The 17463-nt window shown below is 45.0% G+C and carries 16 protein-coding genes, 1 tRNA gene and 1 pseudogene; 4 read left to right on the top strand and 14 right to left on the bottom strand.

Going from position 1 to position 17463, the window contains the following annotated elements; genetic code table 11:
- Positions 1 to 205 precede the first annotated feature (205 nt).
- Together QXV08_RS06640 and QXV08_RS08955 are read left to right on the top strand one after the other, a co-directional pair.
- Complete coding sequence (locus QXV08_RS06640) at positions 206 to 1771, top strand: hypothetical protein (RefSeq protein WP_342788154.1); 1566 nt, start codon at positions 206 to 208, stop codon at positions 1769 to 1771.
- Positions 1772 to 1993: 222 nt separating this feature from the next.
- Positions 1994 to 2128 (top strand): annotated as a pseudogene (locus tag QXV08_RS08955) (zinc ribbon domain-containing protein); the annotation flags it as partial.
- 279 nt (positions 2129 to 2407) lie between these two features.
- On the opposite strand, the gene QXV08_RS06645 reads toward QXV08_RS08955, so the two are convergent.
- Both QXV08_RS06645 and QXV08_RS06650 read right to left on the bottom strand, forming a co-directional pair.
- Complete coding sequence (locus QXV08_RS06645; protein ID WP_342786198.1) at positions 2408 to 4033, bottom strand: amino acid permease; 1626 nt, start codon at positions 4031 to 4033, stop codon at positions 2408 to 2410.
- A 187-nt stretch (positions 4034 to 4220) separates the two neighbouring features.
- Positions 4221 to 5507, bottom strand: coding sequence for a TrpB-like pyridoxal phosphate-dependent enzyme (locus tag QXV08_RS06650; protein ID WP_342786199.1), 1287 nt, complete (start codon positions 5505 to 5507; stop codon positions 4221 to 4223).
- A gap of 266 nt (positions 5508 to 5773) precedes the next feature.
- On the opposite strand from QXV08_RS06650, the gene QXV08_RS06655 reads away from it, so the two are divergent.
- A complete protein-coding gene (locus QXV08_RS06655; protein ID WP_342788153.1) occupies positions 5774 to 6193 on the top strand; it encodes a Tfx family DNA-binding protein in 420 nt (139 codons plus the stop codon).
- A 55-nt stretch (positions 6194 to 6248) separates the two neighbouring features.
- Positions 6249 to 6321: transfer RNA gene (locus QXV08_RS06660), tRNA-Ala, on the top strand.
- Between the two features lie 245 nt (positions 6322 to 6566).
- Here the strand turns inward: QXV08_RS06660 and QXV08_RS06665 are convergent.
- The 12 genes from QXV08_RS06665 to QXV08_RS06720 all read right to left on the bottom strand — a co-directional run bounded on the left by QXV08_RS06665 (position 6567) and on the right by QXV08_RS06720 (position 17391).
- Positions 6567 to 7097 carry a 2-oxoacid:acceptor oxidoreductase family protein gene (locus QXV08_RS06665; protein WP_342786201.1) on the bottom strand — a complete coding sequence of 177 codons (531 nt, stop codon included), beginning with the start codon at positions 7095 to 7097 and terminating at the stop codon, positions 6567 to 6569.
- Positions 7094 to 7924 (bottom strand): thiamine pyrophosphate-dependent enzyme, encoded by an 831-nt coding sequence (locus QXV08_RS06670; protein ID WP_342786202.1) that lies wholly within the window; start codon positions 7922 to 7924, stop codon positions 7094 to 7096. The genes QXV08_RS06665 and QXV08_RS06670 overlap by 4 nt, the downstream gene beginning before the upstream one ends.
- Positions 7915 to 9039, bottom strand: coding sequence for a 2-oxoacid:acceptor oxidoreductase subunit alpha (locus QXV08_RS06675; protein ID WP_342786203.1), 1125 nt, complete (start codon positions 9037 to 9039; stop codon positions 7915 to 7917). The genes QXV08_RS06670 and QXV08_RS06675 overlap by 10 nt, the downstream gene beginning before the upstream one ends.
- Positions 9036 to 9296 (bottom strand): 4Fe-4S dicluster domain-containing protein, encoded by a 261-nt coding sequence (locus QXV08_RS06680; RefSeq protein ID WP_342786204.1) that lies wholly within the window; start codon positions 9294 to 9296, stop codon positions 9036 to 9038. Before QXV08_RS06680 ends, QXV08_RS06675 begins: the two co-directional genes overlap by 4 nt.
- A 424-nt stretch (positions 9297 to 9720) precedes the next feature.
- Entirely contained in the window at positions 9721 to 10245 is a 525-nt protein-coding gene (locus QXV08_RS06685) for a hydrogenase maturation protease (protein ID WP_342821430.1), read from the bottom strand.
- Positions 10232 to 11290, bottom strand: a complete 1059-nt coding sequence (locus tag QXV08_RS06690) for a thiamine pyrophosphate-dependent enzyme (RefSeq protein WP_342786206.1) — start codon at positions 11288 to 11290, stop codon at positions 10232 to 10234. Before QXV08_RS06690 ends, QXV08_RS06685 begins: the two co-directional genes overlap by 14 nt.
- Positions 11291 to 11292: 2 nt before the next feature.
- A complete protein-coding gene (porA, locus tag QXV08_RS06695; RefSeq protein ID WP_342786207.1) occupies positions 11293 to 12552 on the bottom strand; it encodes a pyruvate ferredoxin oxidoreductase in 1260 nt (419 codons plus the stop codon).
- A gap of 5 nt (positions 12553 to 12557) precedes the next feature.
- The gene (locus tag QXV08_RS06700; protein WP_342786208.1) at positions 12558 to 12839 is read right to left on the bottom strand and encodes a 4Fe-4S binding protein; all 282 of its coding nucleotides are present in this window, start codon (positions 12837 to 12839) and stop codon (positions 12558 to 12560) included.
- Between the two features lie 4 nt (positions 12840 to 12843).
- Positions 12844 to 13398 (bottom strand): 2-oxoacid:acceptor oxidoreductase family protein, encoded by a 555-nt coding sequence (locus QXV08_RS06705; RefSeq protein WP_342786255.1) that lies wholly within the window; start codon positions 13396 to 13398, stop codon positions 12844 to 12846.
- Between the two features lie 161 nt (positions 13399 to 13559).
- Positions 13560 to 14258 carry an alpha-glucosidase gene (locus QXV08_RS06710; RefSeq protein WP_342786209.1) on the bottom strand — a complete coding sequence of 233 codons (699 nt, stop codon included), beginning with the start codon at positions 14256 to 14258 and terminating at the stop codon, positions 13560 to 13562.
- A gap of 175 nt (positions 14259 to 14433) precedes the next feature.
- Positions 14434 to 15978 carry a sodium-dependent transporter gene (locus QXV08_RS06715; protein WP_342786210.1) on the bottom strand — a complete coding sequence of 515 codons (1545 nt, stop codon included), beginning with the start codon at positions 15976 to 15978 and terminating at the stop codon, positions 14434 to 14436.
- 165 nt (positions 15979 to 16143) lie between these two features.
- The gene (locus QXV08_RS06720; protein WP_342786211.1) at positions 16144 to 17391 is read right to left on the bottom strand and encodes a dicarboxylate/amino acid:cation symporter; all 1248 of its coding nucleotides are present in this window, start codon (positions 17389 to 17391) and stop codon (positions 16144 to 16146) included.
- Positions 17392 to 17463 lie beyond the last annotated feature (72 nt).

Here is a 17463-nt window from a genome sequence, read left to right on the forward strand (position 1 = left end):
CCTGGTTATCCTTTATTATGTCATAGAATACTGCTCCAAGTATTTAATCCGTGAGCTATAATAATCTTAATAATGGTTTGAATCAGGGGTTGATTGTTTCATGAGTGGGGAGGGATATATTGATCAACTACTTAATTTCCTACGATCAAGGAGTTTTCACAATGGGGAGGCTTCAATAATACCTGTCCTAACCCATCCCTGGAACGTGGCTAGTGTAGTTAATAGGCTCAGCGAGGAGCTGGGTTTATCGGACTTCATTGTTTTAACCAGGAAGGAACTAGTTGATGACGTGTATCAATCGCTTTCCCAGGAACCCGCTCCCACCAGTGAACTAAATATATACGTGGATCACATGTATGTGAAAAGCACACTGCATGACAGCGTATTCGATAACGCTGTAAGGCTTCAGTACTTTGTAAATAATATTAGCGATAGAGTCAAGAGAATATATATAGACTTAACCCTCACCACTGGTCCATTCGCGGTAACGCTCCAAGGAGTATTCAGTAAGGCAGGGAGTCCTCCGATAATATATACCTACGTGGATACTATACCATTACCAGGGCTCCCACAATACCCTAGTAGCCCTAGATGGATGCATAGGGTGTATGTCTATGATTATGAGTCGCATCCCTTAGAGATCAAGCATGGTGGAGCCGGGAATAAAACACTCCCAGCCACTATTTCCGGTAAAATAATGTGGAAAGGGACGCGCGGCATATTCGAGGATATCTCCAGAATCATGAATAAGTTAATAGATGCCAAGATGATGGAGAAGATAAGTGGTGAATTCAGGGAGGATATCTCAGAATCATCTCCAGTGCTGGTGGTGAATGCTTTAAACCCTGTGAACGAGGAGAGAAGAAAGATTATATCGCTTAAACTAATCGAGGGACCCGACGAGGATTCAGTCAATATGATGATGGGTAACTGGAAAATACTGTCGGAACTAGTTTATGAACTCCACCAGGATGCAGATAAGTCATCCATTGAGAGAATACTAATGCAATTCCAGAGATATACCGGAGCGGTTGACCTAATAGCCAGGGAGCTTGAGGGGCAGAATGCCAGAGACTATGAGGGCTGGAAGATGCACAGCCTCCTAGTGGATATGTATAGAAGGCTTAAGAAACCCATAGCCCTGCTCCCAGACACCAATATGTTCTACCAGGGGTTACATATGACACTGTTAAAGGCCAGTATTAAAAACGGGAAGCCATGGAATCCTATCGATGGTGTCAGGATATATATACCTGTCTGTGCCGAGGCCGAGATAAACGGAAAGGTAGCTGGGGTTTCAAGCGAGACCACCGGGATCTCCAAGTACTCTTATATAATGGCTTTGCTTGCCAATAGAGCCATAGACGAGATCAGGCAGTATTACAAGGGGGTGCACCTGCCTGCTGTTAGCCAGCCTTGCGAGGCATCAATAGCCGTGGTGGAACAGGGTTTAAGCGAGGAAAGGATAATACTGGTAACGGCGGATAAGAAAGCGTATAATGCATGGGTAACCCTGAATGTCTGTAGGGACAGGGTTATATGTATATACGTGGGACACAAGAATAAGCCGTTGAACATAGATGGATTGTACTCTAAATTCTATGCTAGCATCGTGCTGGCAAGCCAGATTTACGTGGCTAGCTCTATAATTCCTCTAGAGCTCTCCATGAATAACAAAAGAATCCGCATAGTGCTTGAAACACTCCAGGGCGCTGGAGCCCCAGTATTAAACATTATTGAAGAACCTGCTTCATACCATGGAGCAAATTGATCAAGCCTGGGAACCTAGTAGCGGAGCTAGCTGATAAGCATGACCCGGTTATTGTATTGGGGGATCTAAAGAAGGTTGGGGAGACGCTGAGAAGGACAGGAGTTTCAACAAGAGGCTATTGCTATGGTCCTACAGAAGAATACAGTTCGCATTAGAGTGCAGGGCACTTAAGAATGGATTGAAGACATCCTATGTGAATCCTAGAGGGCGTCTTCGAGGTGTCCGAGATGTGGTGTCATGCTAGTCGAAGTCGGCTACAGAACCATGAGGTGTCCGTGCTGTGGTTTCACAGGTGATAGAGACGTTATGGCATGTATGAATCTATTCTATAGATGCTCAAGATGTGGGGTGCTCTAGGGGTCGCCTTGAACGCCCCCAAGCCGGGTGCAGACTCAAGAAGAGATGCAGGGGAAGAGAGATGAAGGGATGACATCAACCAACATAAATCTACGTGAGACCTGGATCCTGCATCAGCATACATGGTGGTACTCAAATACACGGGAACAACAGGTATCCTAGGAATCACCGCTCTAAGCCAAAGTACTGGTAAGTAGCTATAATAGCCAAAGAATTCAAAAGTCCATTACCAAGCCAGCAGTCTCAGCAATAATCTTGATCTCAACTAGCTAGCTGGAACTACATTGGAGGTATTCTGGAGAATACCTCCTCGTATCTCACACCGCGGTGCTTCATGTATGTTGTGATAGCAATGAATAAGAGGAGGATGGCTCCGAATAACGATGTAGCCACTATTACATCAGTTAGTGAGGTATTGGCGCCAACGGTTAGCGCTAGCCCGAATCCGATCGTTGAGGATGTGTAGCCCACTATGTATAGTAACCCCCTGTTTCTATATGTAAACCTGCTGTATAGTTTCTCCGAGAACAATGGTGTAGAGATCAATGAGAGCCCTGTGAAAACCAGGAACACTGAGTACCCTAGATTCATTATTTTAAGGAATGAGAGCTCTAATTGCTGGCTAGACTTAATGAAGAATGATAGTAGTAGTACCAGAGTTGAGAACACGTATATGAATAGGTTCGAATAGAGTGGTGTACTGGTTCTACGTGATATCCTAGCCAAGAACCTCGGCATTAAGTGGTCCTGGCTCAGTGCGAGCAATCCACGGGTAGCACTGAGCCAAATAGTCAGCATAGTGTTAAAGTAGAACAAGTATGCTGTGGCAGAGAAGATGAGTGAGGTATAGATGTTACCGGTGTAGACCGATATAATGGTGACCAGGCTTGGCGAGGGAAGTGTATTGGTGCCCATAATAATCTTTAATACCCCGGGGTAATAGTGATATAGGTAGCTGTACGCTGATAGGAAATCATATCCAGCGATAAGCGTTACAATAACTGGTGTAACAGTGTAGAGGGCTACTAATGTAGCGAAGCCAGCTATGTATCCTTTAAAATACGAGTTAACAGGGTCTTTGACCTCACCAGCTATGAAGCTAGCGTTCTCTAAGCCCAGGTAGGCCCATACAGCTATACCGAATAACGCGAACGTGGCGTTCCACCCGGTTACAGGTTTAAGTGCTTCAACGGCTACCCCGTTGACAACCCCGCCGTGTAGGGCTATACTCATTATTTTCCCATAGGAGTCATTGAACAACGTGTTCCAGTTATTGATGAACACCTTGTTGGAGAAGGGGTAGAGTGATGCAAGTATAGCTATGTATAATACCAGGGGTGTTGCCACGGATACATATAGTAGTATTCTTATAGCCCTCCTTCCAAGCGTCCCCGCGATGAATATGAGTGTAAACACTATAAGTGCTATAATGGCTGTGAAGATCATGCTCCTCAGTGATTCCCCGAGCGCGGTGAAATAACTATTATTAGTAATGTATCCACCCACAATAAATCCATCGCTTAAGATCCCCGTGGAAGAGAAGGCTAGGAAACCAATGCTCAACAATCCCCCGCTTAGAAACAGGTATAATGCTATAGCCAGGAAACCGGGAAGCGCTCCGAAAGCCCTGCTCACCAGTATATAAGGTGATGCACTACGCGGAAGAGATGAAGCAGTAATCATGAACAGCAATGCGATAGGGATAAACAGCAGTCCAGCTGATATGAATGCGTATGGTACTACTCCGCCATAAAACCCAGGGGAGCCGGTTGCTGACACAGAGTAGTAGAGGAGTCCTGAGGCCAATGGATTAGCTATAACCCATAGAAATACATCGAACCATGTAAATTCCCTCCTGAGTAGATATGCCCTGAAAACCGTGAAAGATGACTCCTCATCGCCCATATAGCATACCTCTATCCATCTAAATATTATGTTTGTTTTTCTATATTTATGTTTATGTTTATAGAATATAAATTTTTGGTGGAACAATAAACCATATATTTCCTTTGATTTACCGGGATTAGAGGTTAAATAAATAATATAAAATATTCCTCTACTTTAAATGGGTCCACCATAATTTTAATTCATGCTAATGATTTCTCATGTACGCTGAGAGATCCAGTAATCCATGCCCGCTTAGATTGAACAATATCACTGGTTTCTCGCTGGTACCCTTGTATTTCAATGCTATATCTATCACTGCTTTCACTGCATGGGAGCTTTCAGGGGCCGGAAGTACACCCTGGGTCCTGGCGAATATGAGTCCTGCCTCTAATACCTCGTCCTGAGGGTATGCAACTGGTTTTATGATGTTGTTTTTCACAAGTATGCTTAGCGAGGGAGCGACACCATGGTATCTTAATCCACCTGCATATATTGGCGGCGGGATGTAGTCATGCCCAAGGGTATACATTTTTAATAGTGGTGTCAATCCAGCTGTATCGCCGTAGTCATACCTATACTCCCCCCTAGTCATAGAGGGAACTGTTTCCGGTTCAACAGCGATGAACACTGGTGGCTCATCATTATTATAGTTATAGCCTATGAATGGGTATGAGAGCCCAGCGAAGTTGGAGCCTCCCCCGACGCATCCAATAACATAGTCCACTCTCTCAACTCCCAGTAACTCTAATTGCTTAATGGCCTCTAACCCTATCACGGATTGATGTAGTAGTACATGGTTTAAGACGCTTCCAAGACTATACTTAGCCCTACCCCCACTCGACACCACGTCTTCTATTGCTTCGCTTATAGCTATACCTAGGCTGCCAGGATGATCAGGGTTTTCCGCTAAGAGTTTTCTACCAGTATTGGTCTTGGTGCTTGGACTAGGATATACTTCAGCACCATAGGCCTCCATCAGTATCCTTCTATAAGGTTTCTGAAGATAACTAGCCCTCACCATGAATACCCTTACCTTCAACCCGTATAAGCTGCCAGCCAGTGAAAGAGCCGAGCCCCACTGGCCAGCACCGGTCTCAGTGGACACTCTTTCAACGCCTTCAGCCGCATTATAATATGCCTGCGCGATAGCCGTGTTGATTTTATGGGATCCCGTGGGGAGTACGCCCTCGTATTTAAAGAATATTTTTGCATTAGTCTTCAAAACTTCTTCCAGTCTTCTCGCCCTTATCAATGGCGTGGGCCGTCCCAGCATGAGTAGTGTCTCTCTGACAGCCTCAGGGATGGGTATTCGGCTCTGTGTGCTGAACTCCTGCTCTATGAGACTCCTGGGGAACAGTACCTCCAGCTCGCTTCTCTTAACTGGCTCCCCGCTAGGATGAATCATGGGGGGTAGTGGTTCAGGTAGATTGGGTACTATGTTATACCAGTAGGATGGGAGTATATCAGGGGTTTGGATACTTCTTAACTCCATTCCAACATAGTATCACCGAGGGATGATATTTAGGGGGTTTGATATATAAATCTTTGCTTTTGTATATAATTAATAATACATGAAATATATAGAAAACCATAGTTGAAACCTCTGCCCTCTAGGGTCGTGGTGCCGAGAAATGCTTATAAGTGGTTGCCCCAACCCTATTAAAAAGCCATCTCAAAGTATAAGACGGGGTTCTACATGCTTTTATTATCCTGCAGACGAAGTATATACAGGGAATTGGTTGATTATTTCTCAAAGTAATGGGGATCTGGATGAAATATGGACTTCTAACTGAGAAGCAGTATCTTGTGCTCAAATATAGGGTACAAGGGTTAACACAGGAAGAGATAGCGAGGATCCTAGGTATCTCTAGGAGTACTGTTGCTGCAATAGAGAAGTCAGCCTTAAGGAAGATAAGGATGGCTGAGGAAACCATACGTTTATACAGGCTTCTCCACGCGGCAGGCTATATCGATATACCCGCTGGAACACATATGGCTGAAATACCCGGGATGCTTATCAGGAAAGCTGACGAGCTAGGGGTGAAGTTAAAGGGTGATTTCAATCTGATATATGGGCAACTACGCTTACTCATAGGTACACGAGTAACAAGGTTGCCACGTAGTGTGAGGGCAGTAATTCATAGCGATGGCTCCTATGAATTCTATCTCCTCACCTAATCCTCAGCCATATAAGGATTTAAAACCCGGTGATTAATCACAGTAGATAATGGGTGGGCCGGTAGCTCAGCTGGAAGAGCGCCGCCCTCGCAAGGCGGAGGTCCCGGGTTCAAGTCCCGGCCGGTCCATTTAAAAAGATCATCATTACAACTGAAAGCCTCGTCCTTCAGGGTGGGGATGAAATGTTTATAGGCTTTGGTGCTTGCATAGATGAGGGCTCAAACAGCTATATCCCCTGGGTCCCCGGGAGGGGATAGGGGTAATGGGCTGGAGACCCGGCCAGGACTAAACCCGGCGAGAACCAGGGAATACAGCCCAAAACTCCCCTGCTCCAAAAAAAAAAGAATCCCCGCCCATCAGGACAGAGAGGAGGTCAGAGTGAGTAGCCGAGTTCCAGAGCCTTAATGTTTAATTGATGCCATTTCTCAGGTATTAAATCCACCACGGTCATCTTTAAGTGTTCTAGGCTCCATATACTTGTTGCCTTGGCCATGTGTCCTGCTACAACCATGTTTGCAATCCTCCTGGTCCCAAGCCTTGATTCGGCTATCTCACTATACCTGTGATGAAATAGCTTGAATCCCGTGAATAAACCTGGGTCAACGTATTCTTCATCGATGAAAACCATAGTGGTTGGTTTAAGCATTTTTAAATATTTATCAAGGTTGAAGGGGTACATGAATACCGCTATATCGGGTGACTGTACTTTTACATAGTCTACATCATACATGGAATCCCCAATCACTATATCAGTCCTGCTCTCGCCTCCCCTGGTTTCAGCAGCATAGGTCTCCGTGGCTACAGCATATTTCCCAGCATACTTGCTGATCGATAACCCAAGTATTCTACCCAGTAGTAATACGCCCTGCCCCCCACGCCCAATAATGAGTACCTCCACCTTCATTTCAACCCCCTCATGATCTCAAGGTATGATGGGTTGTCTCGAACCACGAATTCACCTATAATTATGCCTTTCTCCCAGTCTATTAAGGCTTCATCTATTGTTGGATTAGGCTTGTACTTAACTCTTTTCTTCAGCTCATTATACATTTCAACAGGGTCTCTAAGCCCGATGTGCCTTCCATATACTTCGGGGCATGTGCTTACAACTTCTATGAATCTAAACCCCTTCATACCTAAAGCCCTGTAGAAGAACTGCTCTATGTAATGCGGTGTCGTTACACTAGCCCTAGCCACATAGTTCGCGTTCAGCGATGCTACGACTTTTATGATATTCAATGGAGGTTCTGGATTACCATGGGGAGTTGTTGTAGTCTTGACCCCAAGGGGCGTCGTAGGCGCTACTTGGCCACCCGTCATTGCGTAGACGAAGTTCGTGAACATAACTGTGACCATGTCTATATTCCTCTTAGCGGCATGGAGCAGGTGGTTGCCCCCAATGCCGGCGATATCTCCATCACCTCCTACAACGATCAACGTTAGCTCCGGGTTTGCGAGTTTAACGCCTGTCGCGAAAGGTATCGCCCTGCCGTGGAGAACATGCGCTGAATCATAGCTAACGTAAAAGGCCATTCTAGCGGAGCACCCTATACCTCCAACCCATACTACTTTATTCCTATCCACTACTCCCTCACTGATTCTTTTATCAAGCGCCCTGAGCATGGCTCCCAATCCTATTCCAAGGCCGCATCCGGGACAGTATAATGTGGGTATCCTGTCGAGTCTAAGGTGCTTGTCAAGTGGATGTAGGTGTCCAGGGATTACAGCCATTGCTCCACCGCCTCGGTTACTTCTTTCACAGTGGGTAGTTCAAGGCTTACAACTGGGGCTGAATACACATCTCTATCTCTGAAAATACGTTTCATATCGAGGAATAATTTACCCATATTATTCTCTACAACGATCACTTTATCTATCCTGCTTGATACACTATTATAGATCCTCTCCTCATCTAATGGCCAGAGGGTTTTCGGCCTGAGCATACCGGCTTTAACCCCTCTACGCCTCAGCTCCCTTATTGTTGCATAAACTGTTCTAGCTGTTGAACCATATGAGACCAGGAGTACATCAGCATCGTTGATCATATATGTTTCCTGTTCATATACGTAGTTGATGTTCTTCACTATTTTAAGCATTAGTCTCATGACAGTGTTCTTATGATACGTGTTTGTAGGAGCATAGTATCCTCTCTCATCATGAGTTAATGATTCGACAAGCACGTTATAGCCCTCCCCGAAACATGCCATTGGTGGAACCAGGTCGTCTCCAGGCATATATGGCTTATAATTATCTTTACTAGTGGGTTTTCTCCTCTCAATGATCTCGACCTCGCCTCTTTCATAGATAATGAGTGGTTCCCATAGATGAGCTATCACGGCATCGCTTAGGAGTATTACAGGTGTTCTAAGTTTTTCAGCAGTATTGAAGGCCTTAATTGTTAAATCATAGGCCTCCTGTACACTCCAGGGGATATAACTAGGGATAATATAGTCTCCATGCGTCAGCCACCTGACTTGAAAAATATCTGCCTGAGTAGTCTTTGTCGGTACACCAGTACTTGGCCCAGCCCTCATGACGTCCACGATAACTAATGGGGTTTCACTCATTACCGCTAGCCCTAATCCCTCCGCCATAAGTGATAACCCAGGGCCTGAGGTAGCCGTCATGGCCTTAGCTCCAGCCCATGATGCCCCTATTATGGCATTGATAGAGGCTATCTCATCCTCCATTTGCATCACGATACCTCCTTGCCCTGGAAGATGCTCTGCAAGGTACTCCATTATCTCAGAGCTAGGCGTGATAGGGTATCCTGCATAGAATTTTAAACCAGCAGCTATAGCGGCTTCAGCGATAGCCATGTTACCCGAGGCAAAGGTCTTCCTCACTTTGAAGCCACCCCCACAAATATAGCGAAATCGGGACAGTTGTATTCACAGAGCCGGCAACCAATGCATTTCTCTATGTGTGCCGGCTCGGGAGGGCGGTAGCCGTACTTGTTTAATACGCTGGATTTAACGAGGACTTTTGTTGGGCATACACTGATGCATATACCGCATTCTTTGCACCTGTCAACTATTACTGTGACCCTGTATTTCTGGTTCTCCCTTGTGATCAATCCCAGGCTAGAATAAGTAGCCCCCATTGAGTTAACCACCTAATATTAGTATATACAAGTACTTACAATATATAAATAATTTCTATCCTGCATAAATAGTATAGAAACAATTGCTGAGGAATAAGCAATAACCCGGGTAAAAATGTGAAAATCTTCGAATAGATGCTGACCTAACAGCCGTTTCCTCCTAGGTGTTCGCTTCAATTATTTCATCATGGCTTCATGGTTGCATCGAGGGGTTCCGTCTTCCTGGAGGGCTCTCCCAGCTCACCCCATAGGCTCATGGATGGCGGTCGAGCACAACGCCGCAGATCCATCCATGCTAAAACCCATTGGGCTCAGAGCAGTGCCCCATCACCTAGGCGGATCAAGCAAACAACGATTCACCCATCAATCAAACAATATAAACCTCCTCTAAACACTAAAAAGACTTCAGCCACTTGGAACTCGATCATCGTTTTCCATGTTCCAGGAGGATCATTGAGAAGGCGTTAACTAGTTTTTCAACACTATCAGCTACTTCACTGGAGATCTCTACTCCATAATCTAGGTTCAACGGTACTACACCAACCACGTATACTTCTTTAATACCGGCATCATGGAGCATCCTTAATAATATCCCAAATGGTATTGTATGAGTTGTTGCTAGGCTGTATTTCTCTGCTAGGGAGTCTTCACTAGCTATGACTATCTCTCCTGGCTTAGCCCCCCTATATATCACTGCATCAACTATCACCAGCTTCTCCGTTCCAGCATGTAGTATTTCGCTTATACAGTTCTCCAAACCATACTCGCATTTAACGCATTCAATACCTCTTTCAACTAGTTTATCGCAGAACACCAAGCCTGCTTGATCATCCATCCTAAGAGGAGATCCTATACCAGCTACCAATACCTTACCGCTTAAAATATGTTTAAGTAGAGTAAAAAATCCCTGTGGATCAGCGGCCTCAGGTTGCGGCCTACTTTGGTGCATTACTAGCCCTTCTTAAGAGGTCTTCCCATACTTTGTCAACGTATTCCTGGAATTGCTTTAATAACTCCTTGTTCTCCGGCTTTAACAGGTGTCTGAACCTACCTTGGACCTCGATGTATTTTTCAATGGGTTGCTTTAAAGCCGGGTTCCTCGCTATCGCTAGACTTCTATCTGTCAACACATATCCCTGCTCAGGTGTCCACTCCCATAATGGGAAGTAGCATGTATCAACGGCTCTCCTCATTATCTCTACTGATATATCTGTTTCATGCCTCCATCCACGGTTGCAATCGCTTAAGGCATGGATGAATGCTGGACCATTAACCTCTAAGCCCTTTCTAACCTTCTTCATGTAATCCATCCAGTGGGCTGGTGTGGCTGTGGCAACATATGGTATTCTATGGGCCACCATTATATCGGCTATCGGCTTCTTAGCCTGTGTTTTACCCGGTATCACTTCACCGGCGGGCGATGTAGTCGTTGACGCGAATTGCGGGGTCCCACCGGATCTCTGTATACCGGTGTTCATGTAGGCTTCATTATCGTAGAGTATATATAATACGTCGTGACCCCTCTCAGCCATACCGCTTAACGCCTGGAACCCTATGTCAAAGGTCCCTCCATCACCAGCAAACACTATGACATCCACGTGATCGTATGGTAGTCTCCCGGTCTTCTTTAATGCCTTAATCGCTGATTCAACGCCTCCGGCAACAGCCGCAGCGTTCTCGAATGCTACGTGGATCCATGGCGCAGCCCAGCTTGTATAGGGGAATATTGTGGTTGCTACTTCGAGGCACCCGGTAGCGTTGACGAATATTGTGGGTCCTCTGAGAGCGAAGCTAGTTAGCTTTACTACTAGTGGTGCAGCGCATCCAGCACATAGCCTGTGACCCGGTAGTAGCACTGGCCTCTTTTGCTCAGCCAGCTGCCTGAGGTTGAAGTTTAACGGTATCTCACCCTTCCAGCCTGGTTCAAACATCCATATCTTGTATGCTTGCTCGCCTTTTTTAACAGGGAATTCTGGCAGGGTTTGAACCTTCATGGCTACTCCCTCACCCCTAAGTACCTTATCTTCCTCTCAACACTCTTGGACCCTAGGTCTTTCTTTACTTCTTCAATCATCCTGTAGACTAGTGAGGGCGGTAGGTCTCTCCCTCCTAGGCCATAGATGTAGTCGAGCAGTAGTGGTCTCTCATCGAGATCATATAGACTTACCGCTATATCCTCGTATAGCGCGCCAAATGAGCCGGGTCCTATAGCTTTATCCATTACAGCCACTATTTTAGCGCCTGAGAGTATTTTTGCTACATCACTATATGGGAATGGCCTGAACATCCTTATCTTTAGCAATCCTATCTTCTCCCCCTTCTCTCTTAGCTTCTTCACAACACTCCTGATGGTGCCTGCCCCACTGCCCATTGCAACAATCACTATGTCTGCGTCCTCCACGCCATATGCATCCACTATTCCATCACCGTATCTCCTGCCCGTTAGCTTATACCATTCTTCATTTATCTCCCTTACAACAGAAGGTACATTCTTCATGGCTTCCACCTGCTGGACTTTGTGTTCAAAGTAGTAATCGTATAGATCCAGTGAGCCGAATGTTAAAGGTCTGGCCGGGTTTAACACTAGTGGCACTTCATCGCTGAAATAGTCTACTTTAACGTTTACTAGTTTCCTCGGACCCCCTAGGAACTCGTGGACCGTGTCATCTGGTAACATGTAGAAGTTCTCTAGGGTGTGGCTCAGGAAGAACCCATCGAGATTTACAGCGACAGGTAGTTGTACACGTGGATCCTCAGCTATCTTGAATGCCTGAATAGTGGTGTCATACGTCTCTTGCACGTTTTCCACGAATAACTGTATCCATCCAGAGTCCCTCATCAGGTATGCATCGCTGTGATCATTATGTATGTTTATCGGTGCTGAGAGAGCCCTGTTGACAACCGCCATTACTATTGGCAGTCTTAGTGCTGACGCTATATATACTATTTCAACCATTAACGCTAATCCCTGAGATGATGTAGCTGTGAAAGCCCTGGCGCCAGCCGCCGCCGCACCTACGCAAGCACTCATAGCTGAGTGCTCCGATTCAACCGGTATGAACTCCGTGTGTACTAATCCATCATTAACGAACTCCGAGTATTTTTCAACAATAATTGTCTGGGGTGTTATAGGGTATGCCGCTACCACATCTACGTAGCTCTGCTTTACAGCGTAGGCTACTGCTTCATCACCATTAGCGGTTGTTAAAACTTGTTTCTCAACAGGGATCTTCGGCTTGAACATGGTTTTCTCCATCACGCTTACACCTCCTCAAACTCGGGTATCATTGATATGGCTTTAACAGGGCATTCGTGAGCACATATCCCGCAGCCTTTGCAGTAATCCAGGTTGACCTGTATTTTCTCACCATCCCATACTATAGCCATATCAGGGCAGAAGAGCCAGCAGATCATGCACTTCGTGCATTTATTATGATCCACCACAGGCCTCAACGCACGCCAGTCACCGGTTTTAACATCTGTGGATAACCTATACGCTACCCCGCCTATTGGCAGGCTCCTCCATCCCCTAGGCTCACTCATGCATCTACACCTCTATAGATTCCTCATAAGCCTTCTTTATTAAAGCAAGATTCTTTTCAGCAACAGGGCCCTTAAACCTTGCCCTCACGGCTTTCTCAACACTCTCCCATCCAACGACCTCGCCGTGCTTGAGTATTCCACCTATCATGGCTGTATTAGTTATATTAGCCCTAAGTATCTCAAGCGCTAGCTTAGATGCTGGTACAAGTATCAGCCTGTAATCACCCTTTTTAATGCCTAGTTTCCCAATAACCTGGTCAATACTTCCAGCATAATTGGTTATAATAGTACCATTCCTCTTTAAGCCGCTCACTAAGCCTGGGGAGAGGAGGGTGTAGTCTAATACTACAGCTATATCAGGCTCATATATCATACTGTGTATTTCTATAGGTTCATCGCTGATCCTAGTGAAGGAAAGCATTGGCGCACCTGATCTCTCAGGACCGAATGCTGGAAAACTTTGAGCATGACGTCCCTCCAGAGCGGCTGCCATGGCAACAATATTACTAGCGGTCCAGGCTCCCTGGCCGCCTCTTCCATGCCACCTGATCTCAATCATCATTTACTGATCACCATTTATTCTACGTGGTAAGTTTATTCATACACGAATTAATAAAGGTTTAATATTACTTGGATACCACCTATTTTTAAAGAAGGCATATTGGTTTAAAGATTCGTATCTCTGAAACACATTAAATTCAGGTCAATTAACCCGGTGTTCTAAATAAAGGCATTCCTGTTTTTGTAAAGAATATACATCGCGATGGATAAGAATAGTAATCCAGCGAGGCTCCCCGCCAGGTATAATAATAGTATCATATATACTGTTTCAACCGGTAAACCATATACCCCAGCTAGATAATTTATTTCACCCGGGTCAGGTAATGCCCTTACAACGTACCCGATCATCCATGAAAATATGACTAGGGGCAACGGTGTCGACGCATAAGCCAACATCAGACCCATTGAACGCCTCCTCCTCATGAAGTACACGGCCATTAATGATGGGAGGGCTATAAGTAATGCTGAAACAGCATATATTTGCGTATAGGTTCCAGCCAGTATGAAGAACAGTATCATCCCGTATAAATAATACCTGTACCCCTTCCTCACATACTTTATTCTATCTGTGAAATCATATGGAATTGTTTTACACCATTTTACTAGTTTCTCCAAGTCTTCAATGATTTCCCTGGTTAACTCCTTGCTTGCGGATATCTTAGATACTGTTTCTCTGGCTTTAGCACTGATAAACCTAGCTAACTCTATGTTGTCGACACTGATCTCTCTGAGGGTTAATTTAAGGGATTCGATGGCTTCCTCAATTTTTCTCTTCAATCGTGGATCGCTTAACTGTTTTAGACTTAACGATGTCTCCAACGTGTTCAACGCGTCTCTTAGTAGCTTGATGGACTCCAATGTATGGTGACCCCCTTATGAGGATGATTTTGATTGAGACGGATAAAAAAGATATGGTTTAGGTACTACTTCTTCTGAGCCTTAAGATTCTTCCAAATACACCAGGCCGACAAGCCCAGTATGAATAGCCATGATCCCAGCATGAAGACTATCCACAGCTCCATGTCTTCCACCTCTACTCGACCACTATGATCTTCCTGTTTTCGGCCAACTCCTTACCATATTTCTTTTTGATTCCATAGTATGTTTCAATCGCTCCAATGATCAATGCAAGTATTATAGCTATTCTGGCGCCCACTATCAAGGGATCTGCTTGCGCAAATACTTTTTTGTTATAATAATCTATTGTTGTCCCAACTAATAGTATTAATATGTATATTGGGGTCAGCGTCATTAATATATACTTGAACAATGATGGTACACGTATCAATGCACCAGTATGGAGCTCCTTCCATAAGTTATCTGGTTTAAACAGGTAGACTCCCACTATTACATCGAATAACCCAAGAACTACCAGCAGGTATGAGCCAACCCAGTTGTCTAGTTCGCCGAAGTATGTAAGAGAAGAGTCTAATGCCACCGGTAATCCTAGCAAGAAGTATAGTATAAATACTATGAGTGACCCAAGCCTCCTGTTGATGCCTAAGTCCTCCTCTAGTAATGCCACTAGATAATTATACATTGCTATAGCGGATGTCCACCCCGCGAAGAATAGTAGGAGGAACCATAATACGCCGAAGATCCTGCCTACATCACCTAGGGCTGTGAAGACATTTGGTAGAGCCATGAAAGCTAATCCCAGTGAGCCTTGTTTAACCACGTCTGGGCCTAGGTATGCGTATGCTAATGGTATTGCTATTGTACCGCCTAGTATTACCTCCGCTATCTCGTTGAGGGACGCTGTTGTTAAGCCTGCTAGTGCTATATCATCCTCCTTCTTAATGTATGACGCATAGTTATGTATTATACCCATTCCAAGGCTCAATGTAAAGAATATCTGGCCCGCCGCAGCTAGCGAGATAACCCAGAAGTTGCTTCTCAAGGTTTCAAAGTCCGGGTTCCAGCTGTACTGGAGCCCGGCCCAGGAGCTCCAGTCAGGTCTCACCGGTGCTCCAGTTGTCACCGATCTTATTGCTAGAATTATGGCAAAGACATAGAGCAATGGCATCATGATCTTGTTGAATAACTCAATACCTTTAGCTACCCCCCTATAGGCAGCTATAAAGAGCAGTATCATGGGTATGCACCATGTGGCAAGCACCATGCCGGTGTTAGCTATATGGTTGTTGAAGAATTCTACAGTGTTTACTCCATAGTATGACCCCGCTACACTATATATTGCGTATGCTGCTGTCCAACCTATCACATGGATGTAATAGGAGTTTAGCAATGTGGTCACGGCGAAGGCTAACATGCCTCCTATAATGCCGAATATTAATGCTGTCCTGGGCTTAACCGACTCTCTGGCCATCAGGTAGAACATTGGACCAAGCGTTCCATGCCCGTATTTACCACCATATCTCCCTATACTCCATTCAACCCACATTAATGGTATACCTAGCAACAGCAGTGCTATGAAGTATGGTATCATGAATGCGCCGCCACCGTTTGCAGCGAGTAGCCTGGGGAATCGCCAGAAGTTACCTAGTCCAATAGCGTTTCCAGCCATCGATATTATTAATCCAAACCTGGTTGCCCACGTTTCTCTCTCCCTACTCATTAGGCCCACCCAGGTATAATAATTTTATAGTATTAAGTATAAAAATATTAACTGTATTATAGAATGAATATTTCTAACCCATCAATGTTTCACCTTAAAAATAATTGAGAACATTAATCAGGGTTACCCGGTAAACGCTGTCTATATTATATCGTAGCTGTGCCGTCAAGAACTAATCTTTGGATTCAGCTTGTATCCGGTTAACTTCGTTATCAGTATGGTGCACGCATTATCACCCGACGCGTTTACAGCCGTCCTTATAGCGTCAGCCAATGGATCGATCACCATCATTATACCAATACCCTCTAAGGGTAGGCCAATCACAGATAGCACGTATGCAAGCATTATTGTCCCACCGCCAGGTATAGCAGCTGTAGCAACAGACCCGATAGTGGCCGCCATTATCACCATGCCTAGTTGGGATGATGTTAGATTTATGCCGAATAACTGTGCGATGAATAAGGCGCTGAGTGCCTGGTATAAGGCTGTCCCATCCATATTAACGGTGGCGCCTATGGGGAGAGTTATATTGAATACCTCATCAGGCACACCCATTTTCCTAGCGGCCTCCATGTTGAATGGAAGTGTGGCAGCTGATGAACGGGTTGTGAAAGCTATTAGGAAGGGTGTTAACTGAGCCTTTAAGTATACTATAGGGTTAAGCCCTCCAAGCATGACTATTATAGAATATATTACAATGAAATGGAACAATGTGAACCCGTATTGTACACCAAGGAATTTCGCGTAAGCACCCAGCATGGCTGGTCCATAAGATATCATCAGCCAGCCAGCATAACTGAACACAGCTATCGGTGCATAGTACATTATAACCGATACGAATTTAACCATGAGGGTTGACAAGAGTGATAGCATTGAAGCTATCTTCCTACCAGGCTCCCCCATAAATACTGCTGCGACACCCAGTATCATAGCGAAGATTATCATTGTCATAGAGCCGGAAACGGTTAAGAGGTTTGAAAAGTCGGGCACGAAGAATGAAAGCAGTAGATCCGGCCCGCTTGGAGGAGTTGGAGGCTGGTAACCCTTGGGTGGTTGGAGACCTACCCCGATGCCGGGCTGGAATAATACTCCACCTAGGACGCCCCAGAAAGCGGCAAGGACTGAGGTAATAATATAGAGGAACAGCATTACCGCTAATATCCTGCCCAGCTGTCTAGCACTTGCTATAGAGGATGTTGCGGCTGCAATAGTGAATAATATAAGGGGTGGGATAATTATTCTGATTAACCTAACGAATATGTCTCCTAATGCCTTTAGCCATGATGCAATAATGGATGCCGTGTCTTTTGGAACGGTGATGCTTGTAATGTAACCAAATGCTATACCTATACAGAACGCCAACAATATAGCTATTAAGAACCCATATGCTCCTCTTCTTGGGGAGGTACCCATTATATTTCACCCACTAATTATGGAATATAATATAGGGGCTTACTTATAAACATATCTTTTATTAATTAATAT

The organism is Desulfurococcus sp., assembly GCF_038881575.1.
GTDB lineage: Archaea > Thermoproteota > Thermoprotei_A > Sulfolobales > Desulfurococcaceae > Desulfurococcus.